The sequence below is a fragment of the Pantoea sp. SGAir0430 genome (genome assembly GCF_043549295.1).
This window is the reverse complement of record NZ_CP039427.1, coordinates 929,341-952,354: the sequence shown is the minus strand read 5'-3', so window position 1 is coordinate 952,354 and position 23,014 is coordinate 929,341. Positions and strand designations below refer to the sequence as shown.

Genomic DNA, 23,014 nt, shown 5'->3' with positions numbered 1-23,014 from the left:
ATGATCATCTATCTGTTGCGTCGCCTGCTGTTGCTGATCATCACCCTGTTCTTACTCTCGCTGGTGAGTTTCAGCCTGAGCTATTTCACGCCCAACGCGCCGCTGGAAGGCGCCTCGCTGTTCGATGCCTGGTGGTTCTGGTTTAAAGGGCTGCTGCAGTTTGATTTCGGCGTCTCCAGTACCAACGGTCAGGCAATTGATATACAGCTGCGCGAGGTGTTTCCCGCCACGCTGGAACTGTGCGTGCTGGCGTTTATGCTGGCGCTGCTGGTCGGTATTCCGCTCGGCATCTGCGCCGGCGTAATGCGCAATAAATGGCAGGATAAAGCCATCAGCGCGCTGGCGCTGCTCGGCTTCTCGATGCCGGTGTTCTGGCTGGCGCTGCTGTTTACCCTGCTGTTTTCGCTGACGCTGGGCTGGCTGCCGGTTTCCGGCCGTTTCGACCTGCTCTATCCGGTGCAGAACATTACTGGTTTTGCCCTGATTGACGCCTGGCTTAGCCCTTCACCGTGGCGGCATGAGATGCTGGTCAGCGCGCTGACGCACCTGATTCTGCCGGTGATTGTGCTGGCTGTGGCACCGACCACCGAAGTGATTCGCCTGCTGCGCAACAGCACCAGCGACGTGATGGATAAAAATTACGTCAAGGCAGCGGCAACGCGCGGCTTGTCGCGCTTCACCGTGATTCGCCGTCACGTGTTGCACAACGCACTGCCGCCGGTGATCCCGCGTCTTGGCCTGCAATTCTCCACCATGCTGACGCTGGCGATGATCACCGAAGTGGTGTTCAACTGGCCCGGACTGGGACGCTGGCTGATTAACGCCATCCGTCAGCAGGATTACGCGGCGATCTCCGCGGGCGTGATGGTGGTTGGCGGGCTGGTAATTCTGGTCAGCGTACTGTCGGATATTATCGGTGCGGCGCTCAATCCGCTGAAACACAAGGAGTGGTATGCCCTCAGATAGAGTTTTATTTTAGATAAAAAACATTATATATCAATATAATGCATGAAGTGACTCAGCAAAATCATAATTGAAGCACTCTGAGATGGATACATTATTATGCTTTGGCAGCTGCGGCGATGAGTGACTAACACCCTGGTAAATAACCAGCTCTGCACAATAAGCTGTGCAGAGTATAATATTCGGTGGAAAGTTAAAGGTCGCAGGCTGGAGTAGAACTTTCAAATCATAGGCTTCAGATTATGGATGAAGCGGATTTGCGAGATTTCGAATGTTATGTTTCAGTGCGTGGTGACCACACAAAGCAGGTTATAACTCTTTTTGCGTAACGCAGTAGAATTATTTATATTATTGAAAGCTTTATTGGACGCGCCTCACTTAAGCTTGTTACACCAATAGTTGGAGAATGGAATCATGGCACGTAACATCGCCCCCGGATATTGTGTAGTAGAACGCGCCGGATCTCTGGATTATCAGGCAAGGGAGATCTTCAGGGACATTCGCAGCCCAGCCGTAAACATGTTTATGCAACTAAATGCCGATACGCCCTGGTTAAGGCCGGGACAGATACTGATTGTAGCTGACCCGGATACACCCGCTCCTCTAACTATGCAGGCACTCACAACATTAAAACAGGCAAAATCACGCACTAATAACGCATTAATCGGCGTTAATGTCGAAGAAGCCGGTTTTATGCAAAAGCACTACGGCATGATTGCGGCGCTAACCAGTGCCGGAGATAAAATTTTCGGAACCGCCGGAGATGCCGGTGAAAAATATTTCAATGCCATTGAGCAGACGCTAAAGAAAATTGAGGCAAGTTATCAGAATCAGTTTCGCACCCAGGGAACGCTGATTGGGCAGCAGTTTTTTGTCGAGCGAAATCAGTTGCTGAATCAGTTAAAGGAATTAGTAAATAAGCCCTTACTCAAAAATCTGGCCCGATACTCCATAAAATTCCAGCAGTACGAGAGTATGAAACGTGCGCTGAACTTGTCCAGTCGTTCGATAGTTCACGAGTGGTCGACGGTGGGTATAGGCGCTATACCAGGATATTCTTATTATGTAGGCAATGCAGCTAAAGCCGCCAGATTCATGAAAATGGGAGGTTTTATTGGCATTGGATTTTCTTTTGCTGGGACCACGAATGATGTGGTGGATGCTTGCAGTAAAGGCCGGGAAGGTGAATGTGGGAAAATTGCGGTTAAAGACTATTCAAAATTTGCGTTTACAACAGGTGGGGGCATGCTGGGTGGCGTATGGGGTAGTTCTGCCGCATTAGCTGGTTGTGCTGCTATAGGAATTGTAACAGCGGGTGCTGGAGGGGTTGCATGCGCAGTTGTTGGTTCAGTCGCCGGTGGTTATGTAGGAAGCACAGGGGCAGAGACAATACTCAACAAAGTAATAGACCATTATGATAACTAATAAAATATTGGCTGGCTCATCACTGTTTTTTGGGGCTTTAGGCTGCGTCCTTCTAATCGTGTCACTTGTCGTTTACATCTTTAAAAGACAGGATTACACTAATTTAGTATCCTCTTATCAAGAAAGGTATAAATTACCTGCCCCTTGCACATTCTATTATATGACTGGATTTTTTGGGGCATTCCCCGTCATTAGGTTTTTTATAAAATTAAGCAAAAAGAAAAAAATGAGCCACATTAACTTAAACGATCCCGCTTATTCTTTTTTTGATGACGAAAAAATGAAAATACGTAAGTGGATGAGGCTTTATTCTTTTCTTTGGTTCACTGCTACCGCATGTTATGTGTTATTTGCTATTTTTGGCCTGCTTTTGCCATGATACTTCAATGGTCCCTATAAGAGCCAAAGTAGAGAATCAATCCACCTCCAGACTGACATCACTTTATCCGGCATGTCAGTGAGCGCGCCGGCGCCCTTTACATCCATCTTGCCGGTTGACACGGTTTCGTTGGTGTTACGGATGTGCGAATCCAGGATCACATAGCAGTTGTGCTGGCCTTTCTTTTGCTGGGACCACGAATGATGTGGTGGATGCCCCAGTAAGGGGAATGTGGGAAAATTGCTGTAAGGGACTACTCAAAATTTATAGTTGGCACTGCCGGAGGAGTAGTTGGAGGGGCATATGGCGGTGCTGCAATGGCCGGTGTTTGTGCTGCTGTAGGTATTGCTACCGTGGGTGTATGTGGGGTGGCATGTGCTGTTGTAGGATCTGTAGCAGGTGGTTACCTTGGCAGCACTGGTGCAGAAGCGATCGTCAATAAAGTAACAGAGCTACTATGATAACTGATAAATTATTAGCGAGCACATCATTATTTTTTGGCTTATTGGGTAGTGGGCTGATAATTTTTTCATTTCTTGTCTATGTGGCAAAAAGAAAAGGCTATCATAAATTAATCTCTTCTTACAGCATGAAATATAAATTCCCCTCCCCTTGTTCTTTCTATTACATGGTGGGGTTTTTTGGTGCATTTCCGGTTATACGGTTTTTTATAAAACTGAGCCAGAGGAAGAAAATATTTCTTATGGACATTAATGACCCGGCATACGCCTTCTTTGATGATAAAAACATCAAAATACCCCGCTGGATGAAGCTTTTTTCTGCACTGTGGTTTGCAGCTACGACATGTTTCATCGTTTTCGCTATTATCGGTCTCCTGTTACCATAATAATTAAAGGCCCACCTCAGGGCCTTTTCTCAGTCCCAGCTATCCATCTTCAGCCTGTCATCCAGCATCGCCAGGCAGCCTTCAATGAACCCGTTTGCCACCTGAAACTTTATCCGGGCAAATTTGCTTCAGCCAGCACATACAGGAATCGATTATCAGAGCATCATTTTCTTTGCAACTGATACCGGGAGCGCTTTCCTGAAGCAAACTTTTAAAACCAGCCACTGTTGATGGACAGCCAATGTCGTTTTCAATTTTTATGCTGTCTGGAGCTACCTGCTGGCGAGGATCTAGCCCCTCGGTGATTAACAGTCTATATTGCTGACGCCCTTCCCTTGCCTGCGACAGGGGTATCGACGGATAATCCCCTATAGTTAGCTGGATGGGCTTGCCCTCCAGCGATACCAAAAAAAACGAAATCGAGATAACCGCCTGATATGAATTTTTTGAATAAAAATTGCGCGAATTAAACCCTAGTAAAACGGATACGTATGCCCTCAGATAACATCTACGCCGAGAAGCGGCTGCCGAGTGCGTTTCGCCTCAGCTGGCAGCGCTTTTATCGCGATACCAGCGCCATGATTGGCCTGTACGGCTTCGGCATCCTGCTGTTTCTCTGCCTGTTCGGCGGGCTGCTGTCCCCTTACGGTATCGACCAGCAGTTTCTCGGCTATCAGCTGTTGCCGCCGTCGTGGTCGCGCTACGGCGATGTCTCCTTCTTTCTCGGCACTGACGATCTCGGGCGCGATGTGCTAAGCCGTTTACTGAGCGGCGTGGCGCCGACGGTTGGCTCTGCGCTGCTGGTTACGGTGCTGGCAGCAATCTGCGCGCTGCTGCTGGGCGTGCTGGCGGGGATAACCCACGGTTTGCGCTCGGCGGTGATGAATCACGTGCTGGATACGCTGCTGTCGATTCCCTCTCTGCTGCTGGCGATTATCGTGGTGGCCTTTCTTGGCCCGCGGCTGGAGCATGCAATGCTGGCGGTACTGCTGGCGCTGATCCCGCGTCTGGTGCGCGAAATCTACACGGCAGTGCATGATGAGATGGAAAAAGAGTATGTGGTGGCGCTGCGGCTGGATGGCGCGCGCAACCTGAATATTTTGTGGAATGCGGTGCTGCCAAACGTCCTGCCGCTTCTGGTCAGTGAATTTACCCGCTCGCTGTCGATGGCGATCCTCGACATCGCCGCGCTCGGCTTTCTTGACCTCGGCGCGCAGCTGCCCTCGCCCGAATGGGGTGCGATGCTGGGTGACGCGCTGGAGCTGATTTACGTGGCGCCGTGGACGGTGATGCTGCCGGGTGCCGCGCTGATGATAAGCGTATTGATTGTTAACCTGCTGGGCGATGGCATCCGTCGCGCCGTCGCTGCGGGAGTGGAATAATGCCGTTACTGGACATCCGAAATCTGACCATTGAATTCATGACCGCTGAAGGTCCGGTGAAAGCGGTCGATCGCATCAATCTGACGCTAAACGAGGGCGAAGTGCGTGGCCTGGTGGGCGAATCCGGCTCGGGGAAAAGTCTGGTGGCGAAAGCCATCTGCGGCGTGACCAAAGATAACTGGCGCGTCACCGCCGACCGCATGGTGTTCGATGATATCGATCTGCTGCGCCTGTCGCCGCGCGAACGGCGGCGTATCGTTGGCCATAACGTGTCGATGATTTTTCAGGAGCCGCAATCCTGCCTCGATCCTTCTGAAAGTGTCGGCCGCCAGCTGATGCAGGCCATTCCACGCTGGACCTTTAAAGGCCGCTGGTATCAGCGCCTGTGGTTCTGGCGCAAAGAGCGCGCCATTGAGCTGCTGCACCGCGTCGGCATTAAAGATCACAAAGACATTATGCGCAGCTTCCCGTATGAGCTGACCGAAGGCGAATGTCAGAAGGTGATGATCGCCATCGCGCTGGCCAATCAGCCGCGCCTGCTGATTGCCGATGAGCCGACCAATGCCATGGAACCCACCACGCAGGCGCAGATTTTCCGTCTGCTGAGCCGCCTCAATCAGAATAACAACACCACGATTTTGCTGATCAGCCATGACCTGCGCACCATGAGTCAGTGGGCGGACCGCATCAACGTGATGTATTGCGGACAAACGGTGGAAACGGCGCAGAGTGACGATCTGATGGAAACGCCGCACCATCCGTATACGCAGGCGCTGATCCGCGCTATGCCCGACTTTGGCCGCGCGCTGCCGCATAAAAGCCGCCTGAATACGCTGTCCGGCGCGATACCGTCGCTGGAACATCTGCCGATTGGCTGCCGTCTCGGTCCGCGCTGCCCTTACGCGCAGCGTAAATGCATCGAAACGCCGCGCCTGAGCGGCACTAAAGCGCATCTTTATGCCTGCCACTTCCCGCTGAATATGGAGAGCCAATAATGGAAACCCTGCTGGAAGTGCGCAACCTGAGCAAAACCTACCGCTACCGCACCGGGCTGTTCCGACGCCAGCATGTTGAAGCGGTGAAAAACGTCAGTTTTACCCTGCGCGAAAAGCAGACGCTGGCCATTATCGGCGAGAACGGTTCGGGCAAATCCACGCTGGCGAAGATGCTGAGCGGCATGGTGGCGCCAAGCGAAGGTGAGATGCTGATCGACGATCACCCGCTCTCTTATGGCGATTACGGCTACCGCAGCCAGCGGATTCGCATGATTTTTCAGGATCCGTCGACGTCGCTCAATCCGCGCCAGCGCGTCAGCCAGATCCTTGATTTTCCGCTGCGGCTGAATACCGGGCTTGATGATGAAGCACGCGAAAAGCGCATTATTGCCACGCTGCGTCAGGTCGGGCTGCTGCGCGACCACGCCGGCTACTATCCGCACATGCTGGCCCCCGGCCAGAAGCAGCGTCTGGCGCTGGCGCGCGCGTTGATTCTGCAGCCAAAGGTGATTGTCGCTGATGAAGCCCTCGCCTCGCTGGACATGACCATGCGTTCGCAGCTGGTGAACCTGATGCTGGAGCTGCAGGAGAAACACGGCATCGCCTATATTTATGTTACTCAGCATCTTGGCATGATGAAGCACATCAGCGACCAGGTGCTGGTGATGCATCAGGGCGAAGTGGTGGAGCGAGGCGGCACCGCTGACGTGCTGGCCTCGCCGCTGCACGACTTAACCAAACGGCTGATTGCCAGCCATTTTGGCGAAGCGTTAACCGCCGAGGCGTGGCGGCGCGAGCGTTGAGTGCTACGGCCGTAGCGGAAAACGCGGCGCGATTTACCCCATTTGATACAGACGTGCTAGAATCCGCACGTCGATTAACGTCGGTCGCACAATTTTTAATCATCGCGACCGCCAACAACAATGACCATAAGGATTACAGCTATGGGTTTTCTTTCCGGTAAGCGCATTCTGATTACTGGCGTTGCCAGTAAACTTTCCATCGCCTACGGTATTGCGCAGGCGATGCACAAACAGGGCGCAGAACTGGCTTTCACCTACCAGAACGACAAACTGAAAGGTCGCGTGGAAGAGTTCGCTAAAGAACTGGGTTCAGACATTGTTCTGCCGTGCGATGTGGCAGAAGACGAGAGCATCACTGCCCTGTTCACTGAACTGGCAAAAACCTGGCCGAAATTTGACGGCTTTGTTCACTCCATCGGCTTCGCCCCGGGCGACCAGCTGGATGGCGACTATGTGAACGCCGTTACCCGTGAAGGCTTCAAAATCGCGCACGACATCAGCGCCTACAGCTTTGTGGCGATGGCCAAAGAGTGCCGCGCGATGCTGAACCCGAACGCAGCACTGCTGACCCTCTCTTACCTGGGTGCAGAGCGCGCTATCCCGAACTACAACGTGATGGGTCTGGCGAAAGCGTCGCTGGAAGCCAACGTGCGTTACATGGCGAATGCGATGGGTCCGGAAGGCGTGCGTGTTAACGCCGTGTCTGCTGGTCCAATCCGTACCCTGGCCGCATCAGGCATCAAAGATTTCCGTAAGATGCTGGCACACTGCGAAGCGGTTACCCCGATTCGCCGCACCGTCACCATCGAAGACGTGGGTAACTCTGCGGCCTTCCTGTGTTCAGACCTGGCGGGTGGTATCACCGGTGAAGTGGTGCACGTGGATGGCGGCTTCAGCATTGCCGCGATGAACGAGCTGGAACTGAAATAAGTTCTGCGGGCGAGCCAGGTGCTCGCCCTTTTTCTTTTCTCTCCCCGCCTTATAGCCACACGCTATTAATTATTCCCCATCATTCTTTTGCCGTGGACAGCCGTTCAGCGACGATAAGCTAGCCCTTGAGTGGCGATGCGCTTTTCAGATTTGCCCGTTGTGCACTCAGTCCGTTTTTTGCGAAAGGAATGACCATGGAACACCGCCGTTCTCCCGGCCATGACCACTGGTTTTATGAAAGCCAGACTCGCCCGCATACGTCCGCTACTGCTCCCCTGGTTCCCGAAGCCGCTCATATTGATGACCGTTTTCTGCTCGGCCTGCAGCAGGAAGCCAGCGCCCTGCAGCCGCTGCTGCAGCACTTTCAGCCAGTGCTACAGGCGGCACGTGACCTGAGCCATACCCTGCTGCCCGATGCGGTCAGCACTTCGCTGACCCATACACTAACGCTTTACGATCGTCTCAGCACCGCACTCACGGTGGCGCAGGTGGCTGGCGTGCAGCGGCTGTGCAATCACTACTCGGCGCGGCTTAATCCGCTGCCGGGACCGGATTCTTCGCGCGAAAGCAATAATCGCCTGACGCAAATCACGCAGTATGCGCGCCAGCTGGCGATGCAGCCGGAGCTGATTACCGCCAGCAGCATCAGCGCGCTGGATGCGGTAGGCCTGACTGAACCCGATATCGTTACGCTCAACCAGCTAGTAGGCTACGTCAGCTATCAGGCGCGCGTGGTCGCCGCGCTTCAGGCGATGATGGGCCTGCCGGTGCGCTGGATCCCTGGCGTCACGCCGCCCGCCGACGCCGATGCGGCGCTGTTCAGTCAGGCTGCTGCCTGGCAGCACGCCATCAAGCCGGTTGAGCTGCGCTATGCCAGCGCTGACCAGCTGGCGGCGGTGACCTTTTGTCAGGGTATGGCCGGACTCGACGACGCCGTCTGGCTGCTGGTGCACGATGCCCAGGCGCTGTATGGCTGGGCGACGCTGCGTCAGCGGCTTGAGGCTTATGGTGGGGAAGAGGAACAGCTGGCGCAGGCAGTCAGCGCGCGCGTGCTGGGCTGCCGACGCCAGTTCGCGCAGCTGGCGAACGGCTGGCGCACGCATTTGCTGCACGGTGTGGATCAGGCCAGCGATGACAGCCTGACGCAGCAGGTAATCGCGCTGAGCGCCCAGCTTACCCGGCTGCCGGAGCGCTTCAGTGCTGCCCATCTGCAGCCGCTGTTAAACGCGGGCTGGGGCAGCGAGCGCCTGTTCACGCTGATGCAGGCGGTGGCATTTGCCAGCTGGCAGGATCGACTGCTGATGGCGCTGGGCGAAGCGCGCTAATCCGCCAGGTGGCGTCGTGCTTCGTCAAAGAAGTGCTGCGACAGCGGCGACGCCCTGCCCGGCTCGGCAATCACCAGCGCCGCCTGACGTCCCATCGGCGCGATATCAATCGGCCGGCGCGCCAGATGGTGCAGCATTTCCGGTAGCAGATGGCCGCAGGGCGACACCATGACGCCCAGGCCAACCTGCGCACTCTGAATCAGCTGCATCACCGAGGCGCTTTCCACAATCACTCGCGGCAGCACGCCGGTTTCACGCAGCTGTCCGTCGAGGTAACGCCGGAAATAGCGCGTGGGCTCGGCCAGGCACAGCGGCTGGCTCGCCAGCGTGTGCAGCGACAGCCGCTCATGCTGCAGCAGCGCCGGGAAATGATCGGGATGGAAAATGGCTTCGACGCCGCGATCGTTGAGCAGCGCGGTCTGGAAATGCAGTTCCCGCAGTGACGTCAGCTCAAAAAAGCCGATACCGCCGTCCACGGTGTGGCTGTTAAGCGCTTCCAGCAGTTGATCGGCGCTCATGGCGGAAACGCGATAGTCGAGTTGCGGATAGCGCGCTTCCACCGCTTTCAATAACGCCGGCAGCGCCACGCTGCACTGCGGCATCACGCCCAGCCGCAGCGTGCCGTTGACGCCGTATTTGAGCGACTCCACTTCCAGCTTCAGTCCCTGATACACCGAAACAATTTCGCGCGCCCACGTCAGCACGCGTTCCCCTTCCGGCGTGAAGCCGTCAAAGTTGTTGCTGCGATTGATCAGCGACAGCCCAAGCTCACGCTCAAGGTTTTTAAGCCGCATCGAGAGCGTGGGCTGGCTGACGAAGCTGGCCTCCGCCGCGCGGCCAAAATGGCGCTCGCGCTCCAAATTGCACAAATAAATCAATTGCTTGATGTCGATTTTCTTATCCACCGTCGAAATTTTATCGCGTTATGGTAGCAAAACTCGTCGCGCCCCAACGCGCACTCAGCGAAGAAATTTCTGCGTTGTCAGGCGGATTGCTCAGGCGGATAGCGGGTGATGTATACGCGGAGACGCGGCGGGTCGCCACCGACCGCGCCCCACATGATTAACGGTACCGCCCGGCATCAGGCGACGCCGAGCGCACTTTTCACCTCGTTAGCGATTTTCTCGACCTGCGGCCCGTAAATCACCTGCACATCGTGCTCACTGACGCGGTTGACGCCGTTGGCACCGGTCGACAGCAGCGTTTGATCCACCACTTCTTTCATCTCTTTGACCCGCACGCGCAGGCGAGTGAAGCAGCAATCGACGTCCTCTATATTGGCCTCTCCGCCCAGCCCGCTGATGATCACGCGGGTGCGTTCATCCGCCGCCACCTGCAGCGGTTTGGCTTCCTCTTCGGATTCGCGCCCCGGCGTTTCCACCTGCATCCGGGTAATCACCAAGCGAAAGCCCCAGTAATAAACCGGCGCATAGATGGCGCCCAGCACCAGCGTCCACCACCAGTGGGTTTTGCTGCCGCCGAGAATGCCAAACACCAGCAGATCAATCGCGCCGCCCTGCACGTTACCGATCATCAGGTGCAGCATCGACATCAGCATAAATGACAGGCCGGTCAGCAGCGCGTGCATCACGTACAACACCGGTGAGACGAAGATGAAGCAGAACTCCAGCGGTTCGGTGATGCCGGTGGTAAACGAGGTCAGCGCGCCGGCCAGCACCAGCGCTTTGACCCGCTGCTTATGTTCAGGTTTGGCAGTGTGATAGATGGCCAGCGCGGCGGCGGGCAGACCGAACATCATTACCGGGATTTTGCCCTGGGCGAGAAACTGCGTGGCGGTACGCACGGTGTCGTCCGGAATCGCGCCGGGATGGGTCAGCGAGGTGTTGAAAATATTCAGCGCGCCGACGATGGTCTGGCCGTCCACCGTCGCCATGCCGCCAATCGGCGTAAAGCGCACGGTTTCATTGAGGATGTGATGCAGGCCGGTCGGGATCAGCAGGCGCTCGCAGGCGCCGAGCAAAAAGGCACCGTACTGACCGCTTTTACCGATCATCTGACCGACCCACGCGATGCCCTGACCGATGGTTGGCCAGATAAGCGCCAGCAGCACGCCCGTCAGCGGCAGCACCACCACCGTCACGATGGGCACAAAGCGACGCCCGCCAAAAAAGCTGATCGCCGTGGGCAACTGCTGGGTATAGAAGCGGTTGTGCAGCATCACAGTGAGCAGGCCGGCAATCACCCCGCCCAGCACGCTCATGTTGTAGGTAAAAATGCCGAGCATGTCGATGTACTCGGCTGACGTCATCATGGCGCTGGTCTGGTCCATGCCCGCCTGCTGCAGCGCTTCGGGCGTAGTGGTGGCTGCCGTCAGCCCTTTCGCCGCCAGCGTGGCGCTGATCCCCACATTCATGGCGATATAGCCAATCACTGCCGCAAACGCGGCGGTGGGTTTCTCCGCTTTGGCCAGCCCAATTGCGCTGGCGACGGCAAAAAATACCGGCAGGTTGGCAAACAGCGCGCCCGCCACTTTACGAATAAAACCGATGATCAACTGCGGCACCTGTAAACTGGCAAATGCTTCACCGGTGATCGCCGGATTCTGCAACGCGGCGGCCAGACCGAGAAAAATACCGGCGGCAGCAATGACGGAGATCGGCATCATTAAGGCTTTGCCGAATGCGTGAACCTGACTGGCAAGTTGCTTCATGGAGCGCGCCCTTTTGCTAACGGAAAGAGCAATTATTAGCCACTATTTGGCCGCACACTTACCCGCCGGCGCGCGACAGCCGATAATTTATGATGGCGATCACGCTTTTATCCCTGGCGCGCGATAAACGTTAACTATCGCACCATTAAGTCAATCAATTAGACAACTTTTGCCGTCAGTCGCACACTTCTCACCAACAGAAGTCATATTCTGATAACAATTCATAAACAATAAGCCTGCGACTATCATGAAATTTAAACGTAAGATTCAGCCCTATCGCGCCGCTGCGGGCGGCTGGGGCTCGCTGGAAGCCACCACCCGTTTTGTCCTTGACAGTAAAGCCGCCCTGAAAAACATGCGTAATCTGATGCGCATGAACAAAGCGCGCGGCTTTGACTGCCCGGGCTGTGCCTGGGGCGATGATAACAAAAGCACCTTCAGCTTCTGCGAAAACGGCGCGAAAGCCGTGACCTGGGAAGCGACACGCCGCGTCGTCGAGCCAGAATTTTTTGCCCAGCACAGCGTCAGCACTCTGTATCAGCAGAGCGACTATTTCCTTGAGTATCAGGGCCGTCTGACCCACCCGATGCGCTACAACAGCGCGACCGATCACTATGAACCGATTAGCTGGGATGACGCCTTTGCGCTGATCGCGCAGCATCTGCAGGCGATGGACCATCCAAACCAGCTGGAGCTGTACACCTCCGGTCGCGCCAGCAATGAAGCCTCCTGGCTGTACCAGCTGTTTGGCCGCGTGCTGGGCACCAACAATTTCCCTGACTGCTCCAACATGTGTCACGAAGCCAGCGGCACCGGACTGAAACGCAGCATTGGCGTCGGTAAAGGCACCATTCGCCTGGACGATTTCGACCACGCTGATGCGATTTTTGTCTTTGGCCAGAACCCCGGCACCAACCATCCGCGCATGCTGCACAGCCTGCGTCACGCCGCCGATCACGGCGCCAGAATCGTGACCTTTAATACCCTGCGTGAGCGCGGCCTGGAACGTTTTGCCGATCCGCAGAAGCCGCTGGAAGTGGTGACGTCGATGGCCGGCAACATCAGTTCTGCCTATTATCAGCCCAACCTCGGCGGCGATATGGCGGCGGTGCGCGGCATGGTCAAAGCGCTACTGGAAGAGCAGCGTAAACGGCTGGCCGCCGGTGAAAAAGGCATATTCGATCAGGCCTTTATTGACGCCAACACCCAGGGCGTTGAGCAGTATCTGGCGGCCGTCGACGAGACCCGCTGGGAGCAGATTGTGCAGCAGTCGGGCCTGAGCGAAGCGCAGATTCGCGAAGCCGCCGCCATTTACCAGAGCGCCGAACGGGTGATCATCACCTGGGCGATGGGCATTACTCAGCACAAACACTCGGTCGATACGGTACGGGAAATCGTTAACCTGCAGCTGCTGTTTGGCCAGCTCGGCAAACAAGGCGCGGGTCTGTGTCCGGTGCGCGGCCACAGTAACGTGCAGGGCAACCGCACCATGGGCATCGACGAGAAACCGTCGAAAGCGTTCCTTGATGCGCTGGGCGCGCATTTTGCTTTTGAACCGCCGCGCGAACACGGTCATAACACGGTTGAAGCGCTCAACGCCATGCTGCGTGATGAAGTCAAAGTGCTGATTGCGCTGGGCGGTAACCTCGCGGCGGCGGCACCGGACTCACCGGTTACCGAAGAAGCGCTGCAGCACTGTGGTCTGACGGTACACATCAGCACCAAGCTGAACCGCAGCCATCTGGTACCGGGCCACGAAGGCCTGATTCTGCCGACGCTGGGCCGTACCGAGCGCGATCGCCAGGCCAGCGGCAACCAGTTCATCACCGTGGAAGATTCGTTCAGCATGGTGCATGCCTCAGAAGGTGTCGGTATTCCGCTGGCAGAGACGCAGCGTTCGGAAACAGCCATTGTGGCCGGTATCGCGCACGCGACGCTGGGCAGCGACCACATCGACTGGCTCGGCATGGCCGCTGACTATAATGTCATTCGCGATCACATTGCGGCGACCATCCCCGGCTTCGCTGATTTTAACCGTCAGTGTGATATTCCCGGCGGCTTTTACCTCGGTAACGCTGCCGCAGAACTGCGCTTCAATACGCCATCGCGTCAGGCAGAATTCAGCGCGGCGGCGCTGCCGACCTCGCTGTTCCCGCAGCTGGGCAATGACGTTGAAGTGCCGTTCACGTTGCAGACGCTGCGCTCGCATGACCAGTACAACACCACCATTTACGGCCTGGATGACCGCTATCGCGGCGTATACGGTCAGCGTGAAGTGGTGTTTATCCACCCGGACGACATGGCGTCGCTCGGTTTCAGCGAAGGGCAGTTGGTTGACATTGAAACCCTGTGGAATGACGGTCTGACGCGTCGCGTCAGCGGCTTTAAGCTGGTGCCGTATAATATTCCGCGCGGTAACCTTGCCGCCTACTATCCGGAGACCAATCCGCTGGTACCGCTCTCCAGCTACGGTGACGGCAGCGGCACGCCCACCTCCAAATCGGTACCGGTGAAGCTGGCGCTGACCGCCGCCGCGCCCACCCAGCGTATCGCCTGAGTTCTGTGCGTTACCAGAAAGTAAAAAGCCGCGTAAAGCGGCTTTTTCGCCTGTTTTAGCCTTGCCGCGCGGACCTGATTCGCGTAAAACTGTCCACCGCTCTTAGGCCACGAAACTAAATATATTATGTTCCAGGATAACCCGCTGCTCGCGCAGCTGAAAGAGAAGCTTCACGCGCAGACCCCGCGCGCCGAAGGTGTTGTGAAAGGCACGGAAAAAGGCTTTGGCTTCCTCGAAGTTGACGCTCAGAAAAGCTACTTCATTCCCCCTCCGCAGATGAAGAAAGTGATGCACGGCGACCGCATTTCCGCCGTGATCCACACTGATAAAGACCGCGAGAGCGCGGAGCCGGAAACCCTGATTGAGCCGTTCCTGACGCGCTTTGTCGGCCGCGTGCAGAAAAAAGATGACCGCCTGTCTATCGTGCCGGATCATCCGCTGCTGAAAGACGCGATTCAGTGCCGTGCGGTGCGTGGCCTGACCCACGATTTCCAGAACGGTGACTGGGCCGTGGCAGAGATGCGCCGCCATCCGCTGAAAGGCGATCGCGGTTTCTATGCCGAACTGACCGAATTTGTTGTCACCGCGGACGATCACCTCGCACCGTGGTGGGTCACGCTGTCGCGCCACAATCTGGAGCGCGAAGCGCCGGAAGTGGGCTTTGGCGAGATGCTGGACGAACAGCTGCAGCGTGAAGATCTCACCGCGCTGAACTTTGTCACCATCGACAGCGCCAGCACCGAAGATATGGACGATGCGCTGTATGTTGAAGAGCTGGCAGAAGGTAAGCTGGCGCTGACCATCGCTATTGCCGACCCGACCGCTTACGTTGCTGCCGGCAGCGAACTCGACCAGCTGGCCTCCAGACGCGCCTTCACCAATTATCTGCCGGGCTTTAATATCCCGATGCTGCCGCGCGAACTGTCAGATGATGTCTGCTCGCTGCGCCCTAACGTCAGGCGTCCGGCGCTGGTGTGTCGCGTTACTGTGCTGCCGGATGGCAGCCTGGCTGACGATGCCCACTTCTTTGCCGCGTGGATCGAATCCAAAGCCAAGCTGGTGTACGACGAAGTGTCGGACTGGCTGGAGAACAGCGGCAGCTGGCAGCCGGAAAATGACACCATCGCGCAGCAGATTCGCCTGCTGCATCGCCTGTGCCTGGCACGTGGCGAGTGGCGTCAGACGCACGCGCTGGTGTTCAAAGATCGCCCTGACTACCGCTTCGTGCTCGGTGAGAAAGGCGAAGTGCTGGATATTATTGCGGAACCGCGCCGCATCGCTAACCGCATCGTGGAAGAAGCGATGATCCTCGCCAACGTCTGCGCCGCTAAAGTGCTGCAGGAGAAGCTTGGCTTCGGTATCTACAACCTGCACACCGGTTTCGACCAGGCGAACGCGGAACAGGCGACTGGCGTACTGGCTGGTCACGGTATCACGGTTGATCCGCAGGCCATTACCACGCTGGAAGGCTTCCGTCAGCTGCGTCGTCAGCTTGATGCGCAGCCAACCCAGTATCTCGACAGCCGCATTCGTCGTTTCCAGAGTTTCGCCGAAATCAGCACCGAACCGGGTCCGCACTTTGGCCTCGGCCTCGACGCCTACGCGACCTGGACGTCACCGATTCGTAAATTCGGCGACATGATCAACCATCGTCTGCTGAAGGCCATCGTGCGCGGCGAAAGCATTGCACGGCCACAGGATGACGTGACCCTGATCATGAGTGAGCGTCGCCGTCTCAACCGCATGGCCGAGCGCGATGTCGGTGACTGGCTGTACGCGCGCTTCCTCGCGCCGTTTGCCGGTACTGACCGTAAATTCAGCGCCGAGATCATCGACGTTTCCCGCGGCGGCATGCGCGTGCGCATGCTGGAGAACGGTGCGGTCGCCTTTATCCCTGCCCCGTTCATTCACGCCGTGCGTGACGAACTGGTGTGCTCGCAGGAGAGCGGCACCGTGCAGATCAAAGGTGAAGTGGCCTACCGCGTGACCGATGTGATTGATGTGACCATCGCCGAAGTGCGCATGGAAACACGCAGCGTGGTGGCCCGTCCGGCCGCCTGAGCATGAAATCGTGCGGGATAACAGCCGTTATCCCGCATTTTTCCCCGCCCGCCTGAGCAGTTGTTAAATTTGTTTCCCGCTTCACACTTCTGATCCGATTCTCTGTCGTTAACAATTCATTACATTACTTTTAACTTGTTGTATTCCGATCGCCTTTTTTCCCGGTCCCTACAAGGAGTTAACTCATGAACAACGTCAGAACCGGATTGATCTGGTTAGCGGTGGCGTTAATTGGTGCGGCTGCGTTCGCCATGCTGGCGCTCAGTCGCGGCGAGCACGTTAATGCCGTCTGGCTGGTGATCGCCTCCGTCGCCTGCTATAGCATCGCGTATCGCTTCTACAGCCTGTTTATCGCCAGGCGCATTTTTGAGCTGGACGACCAGCGCCGCACGCCGGCAGAGCGCTTCAATGACGGGCTGGACTATGTTCCTACCAACAAATGGGTGCTGTTTGGCCACCACTTTGCCGCCATCGCCGGTGCCGGTCCGCTGGTCGGGCCGATCCTGGCGGCGCAGATGGGTTTTCTGCCCGGCACCATCTGGATTCTGGTCGGCGTGATGCTGGCCGGCGCGGTGCAGGATTTTCTGGTGCTGTTTATCTCCACGCGCCGCGACGGTCGTTCGCTGGGTGAGATGGCGCGCCAGGAACTGGGCTCGTTCGCCGGCGTGGTCACCATGCTCGGTGCGCTCGGTGTGATGATCATTATTCTCTCCGCGCTGGCGCTGGTGGTGGTGAAAGCGCTGGCTAACAGTCCGTGGGGGCTGTTTACCATCGCCGCCACCATTCCGATTGCTCTGTTCATGGGCGTGTACATGCGCTTTCTGCGTCCGGGTAAAATCGCCGAAGTGTCGATCATCGGCTTTGTGCTGATGATGGCGGCGATCATTTACGGCGGTGACGTGGCGGCCGATCCGTACTGGGGACCGATTTTTACCCTGAAAGGCACCGAGCTGACGTGGGTGCTGGTGATCTACGGTTTTGTTGCCTCGTCGCTGCCGGTGTGGCTGCTGCTGGCGCCGCGTGATTACCTCTCCACCTTCCTGAAAATCGGCGTGATCATCGGGCTGGCGGTGGGCATTCTGTTCGCCATGCCGGAACTGAAGATGCCGGCGGTGACGCGCTTTATCGACGGCACGGGGCCGGTGTTCTCCGGCGCGCTGTTCCCGTTCCTGTTTATCACCATTGCCTGCGGCGCGATCTCCGGCTTCCACGCGCTGGTGTCGAGCGGTACCACGCCAAAACTGGTGGAGCGCGAAAACCATATTCGCTTTATCGGCTATGGCGCCATGCTGATGGAGTCCTTTGTGGCGATCATGGCGCTGATTTGTGCATCGGTGCTCGATCCAGGCGTCTACTTTGCTATGAACTCACCGGCGGCGCTGATTGGCACCACGGTGGAGAACGCGTCTCAGGTAATTAACGGCTGGGGCTTTGTGGTGACGCCGGAGATGCTGAGCGGTATCGCCGGCGAAGTGGGCGAAAGCACCATTCTCTCCCGCGCCGGTGGTGCACCGACGTTTGCCGTAGGGATGGCGCATATCATCACCGAGGTGTTTAACAGCCGTGCAATGATGGCGTTCTGGTATCACTTCGCCATTCTGTTTGAGGCGCTGTTTATCCTCACCGCCGTGGATGCCGGTACCCGCGCCTGCCGTTTTATGGTGCAGGATTTGGTCGGGACCGTGGTACCTTCGCTGGCTAACAACCGCTCGTGGCTCGGGAACATGGCCGGTACCACCGTGGCGGTGGCCGGCTGGGGTTTCTTCGTGTATCAGGGCGTGGTCGATCCGCTCGGCGGCATCAACACCCTGTGGCCGCTGTTCGGCATCGGTAACCAGATGCTGGCGTCGATGGCGCTGATCCTCGGTACTGTGGTGCTGTTCAAAATGAAAAAGCAGCGTTACGCCTGGGTGACGATTGTGCCCACCGCCTGGCTGTTTATCACCTCTATGACCGCCGGCTGGCAGAAAATTTTCCATGAGAAACCGTCAATTGGTTTCCTCGCGCAGGCCAGTAAGTTTCGTAAAGGTCTCGATGAGGGCGTGATTATCGCACCGGCGAAAACCGTGGCCGACATGCAAACCATCGTGTTCAGCAACCAGATCAACGCGGCGCTGTGCGGCTTTTTCATGCTGGTCGCGGTTACAATGCTGATTGCGGCGTTCTTCGTGATCCGGCGCGCGCTGCGCAGTTCAGTGCCGACCACTCATGAGTCAGACGTGTCACTGCGTCAGGAGGTGCGAAATGTCTGAGGCCATTTTACGCTGGAAAAAGCCGCACGCGGGCTGGCAAATTCAGCAGTGCTTACCGCTCGCTGCCCGCGCCCCTGCCGCGCCGCGCTCACGCTGGCAGCGTCTGTGGCAGGGATTACAGCAGAGCTTCCGGTTAATGGTGGGCGTGCACGACTATCAAACTTATCTGAAGCATATGCGCGAAAAACATCCGGAACAGACCCCCATGGATGAGCGCGCCTTCCATCGTTACTGCCTGGAGGCGCGTTTTCCCAGCCAGGCGGGTAAACTCGGCAAGTGCCCGTGCTAACCTTTCAGCCCCGGAATCCGGGGCTTTTTCGTGCCATTCTTTAATAAAAACAAAAATATATTCAGTTTGCATCTTGTGCTGGCGCAGGAGGTTGAATACTGTTGCTAAAATAATGAGATACCCCTGCTGCGCATTCCTCCGGAGGAAGTTTCCATGACCGATGAACAAGGGCAAACGTTGCTATATACCTTGTTTGGCACAACCAGCCCTCATTGGCGTTTAACTTCAGATAGCGATGCGCTGCATTTTGCCGAAGATGAAAATGCCAATACCAATATGGCGGTGCCCCTGACGCCGGCTCAGGCCAGTCTGCTGCGTGCCATGACGGTAATTACTTCCAGCATCAACCTGACTCTTTCACTGCACGGCTCGCCCGTGCCGATGCACTTTGTCGGCCGTAAAGTGAATCAGTCCACCTGGGCCGGTACCGCATCCGCCTGGGGCGATACCTCGTCGGTGGCGCGCGATTTAACCCTTGGCCTCTCCTTCGCCGAACAGGTGGTGTCTGAAGCGAATTCAGTGATCGTCATCCTCGATCAGCGCGGCAACATTCAGCGTTTTAACCGCCTGAGCGAAGAGTACACCGGCCTGAAAGAGCAGGAAGTAATTGGCCGCAATGTGTTTCAGCTGTTTATGACCAAACAGGAAGCGCAGGCGTCGCGCCGCAATATCGCCAGCTTCTTTCGCGACGGTAACTCCTACGAAGTGGAGCGCTGGGTTAAAACCCGAAAAGGTCAGCGACTGTTTCTGTTTCGTAATAAGTTCGTCCACAGCGGTAGCGGAAAAAATGAAATTTTCCTCATCTGTTCCGGAACCGACATCACAGAAGAGCGTCGGGCGCAGGAGCGCTTACGCGTTATGGCCAATACCGACACGGTGACGGGCCTGCCGAATCGCAACGCTATCCATCAGCAAATTAGCCTGGCACTGGAGCTGGCTAACGGCAGCCAGACCGGCGTGGTTTACCTCGATCTCGACAATTTCAAGAAGGTAAACGATGCCTACGGCCATATGTTTGGCGACCAGCTGCTGCAGGCGGTGTCGCTGGCGATCCTCAGCTGTCTCGGCAAGGACCAGACGCTGGCGCGCCTCGGCGGTGATGAGTTTGTGGTACTGGCTGAGCACACCAGTCAGGCGGCGCTGGAGGCAATGGCCTCACGCATTCTGGAGCGGCTGCGTCAGCCGTTCCGTATCGGGCTGATCGAAGTCTACAGCGGCTGCTCGATTGGTATCGCCCTCGCCCCGCTGCATGGTGAAGATCGCGAAAGTCTGATTCGTAACGCCGATACCGCGATGTACCACGCTAAAGAGAACGGGCGCGGCAAATTCTGCGTGTTCGCCAGCGAGATGAACCAGCGCGTATTTGAATATCTGTGGCTGGATACCAATCTGCGCAAAGCGCTGGAGCAGGATCATCTGGTGGTGCACTATCAGCCGAAGATCGATCGCGACGGCGAAGTGCGCAGTGCCGAGGCGCTGGTGCGCTGGAATTCACCTGAACGCGGCCTGGTGCCGCCTGGCGATTTCATCTCTTACGCGGAAGAGTCCGGACTGATTGTGCCGCTCGGGCGCTGGGTGATGCTGAACGTGTTGCAGCAAATCGTAAAATGGCGCAGCGAAGGCATTTACCTGCGTGTCGCAGTGAACGTTTCCGCCAAGCAGCTGATCGACCAGAGCATCTACAGCGACCTGAAACAGGCGCTGAGCGAAGCGGGCATCAGCGAGTGTCCGATAGACATCGAGCTGACGGAAAGCTGCCTGATCGAGAACGAGGCCGGTGCGCTGAAGCTGATGAAACAGTTTCAGGAGTTAGGCGCACAGGTGCATCTGGATGATTTCGGCACGGGCTACTCTTCGCTTTCCCAGCTGGCGCGCGTGCCGATCGATGCGATTAAGCTGGATCAAAGTTTTGTGCGCAATATCAACAAGCAACCGGTATCGCAGTCGCTGGTGCGCGCGATCGTTGCCGTGGCGAAAGCCCTGGATTTACAGGTCATTGCCGAAGGCATCGAAACCAAAGCCGAAGAGAAGTTTGTGCTGACCAACGGTGTCGATGGGCGTCAGGGTTATTATTATGCGAAACCAATGCCCGCAGAGCAGCTCGGGCATTGGCTGGCTAAGCATCCTGCCCGCGTTTAACGTCTTAGCGTACTGCTAACCGGCTTTGCGCAGTGATGCGCTGTGACGATTTTGCAGCTGTACCAGACGTTCCATGTAGGCAATATCTTTCGGTTCCAGCGTGAAAGCATAGTCGACCCAATCCTCAGTAATATCCATCAGTTCTGCCCGTGACAGCTGCAGCACGCGCTGTCGCGCTTTCAGCATGGCACGGACTCCATTCAGTTTTGGCCGCAGCGTATCGATGAAGGTGCGCGTGGTGCGGTAGCTGTCACCGGGCTGGAACACTTTGTCGACCAGACCACGGGTTTCATACCACTCTGCGCTGTGCGACTCCCCTTCACAGATCAGCTCTTCGGCCAGCTTCATCCCGGAGCGGCGGGCCACCAGTGAGTAGCCGCCCATGCCGGGGAACAGGTTGAAGGCAATTTCCGGGAAGCCCATACGCGCACTGTTCTGCGCCAGAATGAAGTGGTGCGCCAGCGCTGCTTCAAAACCGCCGCCTAAGGCACTGCCCTCAATCATCGCCAGCGTCACTGCGCCGGTATCAAACCCACGGGCCGCTGAATGGATGCAGTCAACACAGGCGCGGGCGTAGGCGCGCAGTGCTTCACGGCGGTTGTTGCGAATGCATTCGACAAAGAAACGCAAATCGCCCCCGGCGTTAAACATCTGCGGCACCAGCGATCCGGTCACCCAGAAATCAATTGGCAGACCGGAACGCTGGGCGGCGTAGCTCAGGTTCATGATCTCCTCAATTAATTCGTGGTTGAAACTGGGGCGCGGCTGAGCGCGCAGCATCATCCACATGGTGTGTCGGCCTTCCTCATAATAGGCGGCGAGCTGGGTGGTTTGGCCGACTTCGGTAAACAGGCGGCAGGTTGGTTGGTTAATTACTGTCATCGTCTCATCCTCTATTTATGTGATGCGTTAAACGCCACATCAGCGTAATGCAGAGTGAGGCCAGACCAAATGAGAGTTTGATTTATAACGTAAAATCCAGAGAGATCCCCGAGCCCCTGCCTGAGGAAAGATTAGCGGGCTTACATAATGACGGCGCAACAGCCGGCAAGCGCATAAATACGCTTAACACATAGTGAATAAATCACAGCATTAACAGTCCCCGTCTCGTCCGGGCACGCAATCCCCTTAAATAAAAAAGGCACCCGCCGGTGCCTTGAGACAACATCACGCGCTCAGCCTTGCCCGTACCAGGCGTTCTTCCCGTGCTTGCGCAGATAGTGCAGGTCAAGCAGGGTCTGAGCGATAGGCGGTAGCTCCGCGCGCAGCTGCTCAGTGTGCAGTGCCATATAGGCCACCTCTTCCAGCACCACCGCACTGTGCACCGCGCTATGTGCGTCTTTACCCCAGGCAAACGGCCCGTGGGAGTTCACCAGCGCAGCAGGAATCGCGCCGGGCTCGATGCCGCGCTGCGCAAAGGTTTCAATGATGACCTGGCCGGTGTGCCATTCATATTCCTGCTCAATCTCTGCCCGTTGCATCGCGCGGGTGCAGGGAATGGTGCCATAGAAATCGTCAGCGTGCGTGGTGCCCCATGCCGGGATGTCCCTGCCCGCCTGTGCCCAGATGGTGGCGTGGCGCGAATGGGTGTGCACGATGCCGCCAATCTCCGGCCACGCCAGATACAGTGCGCGGTGTGTCGCGGTATCCGAGGATGGCCGCAGCTGGCCCTCCACGACATTGCCGCTTTCCAGTTCGACCACCACCATGTCGTCGCGCTGCATCTGCTCATATTTAACGCCCGAGGGTTTGATCACCAGCAGCCCGCGCTCGCGGTCTACCGCACTGACATTGCCCCACGTAAAGGTCACCAGGTTGTAACGCGGCAGGTCGAGATTGGCCTCCAGAACCTGCTGTTTCAGCGCTTCCAGCATTGTGTTTTCTCCGCCATACAGTCATTACTGAATTGTGCGGAGCCACCGGTAAAAACGTTATGGAGGGAATGGCTGGATTAGCAGCGGAAAGTGGCTAAAGCGGGCAAAGTGTGGGGTTTGAT

General features: G+C 56.8%; 17 protein-coding genes and 1 pseudogene. 13 read left to right on the top strand and 5 right to left on the bottom strand.

Going from position 1 to position 23,014, the window contains the following annotated elements; genetic code table 11:
* From sapB to E7738_RS04600, 3 genes are all read left to right on the top strand, one after another.
* Entirely contained in the window at positions 1–966 is a 966-nt protein-coding gene (sapB, locus tag E7738_RS04610) for a putrescine export ABC transporter permease SapB (RefSeq protein WP_021505968.1), read from the top strand.
* Positions 967–1,377: 411 nt separating this feature from the next.
* The gene (locus E7738_RS04605; RefSeq protein ID WP_394516141.1) at positions 1,378–2,388 is read left to right on the top strand and encodes a hypothetical protein; all 1,011 of its coding nucleotides are present in this window, start codon (positions 1,378–1,380) and stop codon (positions 2,386–2,388) included.
* Between the two features lie 836 nt (positions 2,389–3,224).
* A complete protein-coding gene (locus tag E7738_RS04600) occupies positions 3,225–3,614 on the top strand; it encodes a hypothetical protein (protein ID WP_394516140.1) in 390 nt (129 codons plus the stop codon).
* A 255-nt stretch (positions 3,615–3,869) separates the two neighbouring features.
* Here E7738_RS04600 and E7738_RS04595 read toward each other — a convergent pair.
* A pseudogene (locus E7738_RS04595) lies at positions 3,870–4,027 on the bottom strand (Arm DNA-binding domain-containing protein); the annotation flags it as partial.
* 78 nt (positions 4,028–4,105) lie between these two features.
* Between E7738_RS04595 and sapC the strand changes: the two are divergent.
* From sapC to E7738_RS04570, 5 genes are all read left to right on the top strand, one after another.
* Positions 4,106–4,996, top strand: a complete 891-nt coding sequence (sapC, locus tag E7738_RS04590) for a putrescine export ABC transporter permease SapC (RefSeq protein WP_104092980.1) — start codon at positions 4,106–4,108, stop codon at positions 4,994–4,996.
* Positions 4,996–5,991 (top strand): putrescine export ABC transporter ATP-binding protein SapD, encoded by a 996-nt coding sequence (sapD, locus tag E7738_RS04585; protein WP_021505966.1) that lies wholly within the window; start codon positions 4,996–4,998, stop codon positions 5,989–5,991. Before sapC ends, sapD begins: the two co-directional genes overlap by 1 nt.
* Positions 5,991–6,794: a putrescine export ABC transporter ATP-binding protein SapF gene (gene sapF, locus E7738_RS04580; RefSeq protein ID WP_059012295.1), complete on the top strand. Its 804-nt coding sequence runs from the start codon at positions 5,991–5,993 to the stop codon at positions 6,792–6,794. Before sapD ends, sapF begins: the two co-directional genes overlap by 1 nt.
* Positions 6,795–6,935: 141 nt before the next feature.
* The gene (gene fabI, locus E7738_RS04575; protein ID WP_021505963.1) at positions 6,936–7,724 is read left to right on the top strand and encodes an enoyl-ACP reductase FabI; all 789 of its coding nucleotides are present in this window, start codon (positions 6,936–6,938) and stop codon (positions 7,722–7,724) included.
* Positions 7,725–7,918: 194 nt separating this feature from the next.
* Positions 7,919–9,049, top strand: coding sequence for a CMD domain-containing protein (locus E7738_RS04570; protein WP_104092981.1), 1,131 nt, complete (start codon positions 7,919–7,921; stop codon positions 9,047–9,049).
* On the opposite strand, the gene E7738_RS04565 is transcribed toward E7738_RS04570, so the two are convergent.
* Entirely contained in the window at positions 9,046–9,942 is an 897-nt protein-coding gene (locus tag E7738_RS04565; RefSeq protein ID WP_058774755.1) for a LysR family transcriptional regulator, read from the bottom strand. The genes E7738_RS04570 and E7738_RS04565 overlap by 4 nt on opposite strands.
* Before the next feature lie 188 nt (positions 9,943–10,130).
* Entirely contained in the window at positions 10,131–11,720 is a 1,590-nt protein-coding gene (locus E7738_RS04560) for a PTS transporter subunit EIIC (protein ID WP_104092982.1), read from the bottom strand.
* A gap of 247 nt (positions 11,721–11,967) precedes the next feature.
* Between E7738_RS04560 and E7738_RS04555 the strand changes: the two genes are divergently transcribed.
* The 5 genes from E7738_RS04555 to pdeR all read left to right on the top strand — a co-directional run bounded on the left by E7738_RS04555 (position 11,968) and on the right by pdeR (position 21,018).
* Positions 11,968–14,277: an FdhF/YdeP family oxidoreductase gene (locus E7738_RS04555; protein WP_215785867.1), complete on the top strand. Its 2,310-nt coding sequence runs from the start codon at positions 11,968–11,970 to the stop codon at positions 14,275–14,277.
* Between the two features lie 126 nt (positions 14,278–14,403).
* A complete protein-coding gene (locus E7738_RS04550) occupies positions 14,404–16,338 on the top strand; it encodes an exoribonuclease II (protein WP_394516139.1) in 1,935 nt (644 codons plus the stop codon).
* Positions 16,339–16,523: 185 nt separating this feature from the next.
* The gene (locus E7738_RS04545; RefSeq protein WP_394516138.1) at positions 16,524–18,590 is read left to right on the top strand and encodes a carbon starvation CstA family protein; all 2,067 of its coding nucleotides are present in this window, start codon (positions 16,524–16,526) and stop codon (positions 18,588–18,590) included.
* Complete coding sequence (locus E7738_RS04540) at positions 18,583–18,879, top strand: YbdD/YjiX family protein (protein WP_058774631.1); 297 nt, start codon at positions 18,583–18,585, stop codon at positions 18,877–18,879. The genes E7738_RS04545 and E7738_RS04540 overlap by 8 nt, the downstream gene beginning before the upstream one ends.
* Positions 18,880–19,032: 153 nt before the next feature.
* Positions 19,033–21,018 (top strand): cyclic di-GMP phosphodiesterase, encoded by a 1,986-nt coding sequence (gene pdeR, locus E7738_RS04535; RefSeq protein WP_394516137.1) that lies wholly within the window; start codon positions 19,033–19,035, stop codon positions 21,016–21,018.
* Positions 21,019–21,033: 15 nt separating this feature from the next.
* On the opposite strand, the gene E7738_RS04530 is transcribed toward pdeR, so the two are convergent.
* Both E7738_RS04530 and araD read right to left on the bottom strand, forming a co-directional pair.
* Entirely contained in the window at positions 21,034–21,900 is an 867-nt protein-coding gene (locus E7738_RS04530) for a crotonase/enoyl-CoA hydratase family protein (protein ID WP_021505954.1), read from the bottom strand.
* Between the two features lie 293 nt (positions 21,901–22,193).
* Positions 22,194–22,892 (bottom strand): L-ribulose-5-phosphate 4-epimerase, encoded by a 699-nt coding sequence (gene araD / locus E7738_RS04525; RefSeq protein ID WP_021505953.1) that lies wholly within the window; start codon positions 22,890–22,892, stop codon positions 22,194–22,196.
* Between the last annotated feature and the right edge of the window lie 122 nt (positions 22,893–23,014).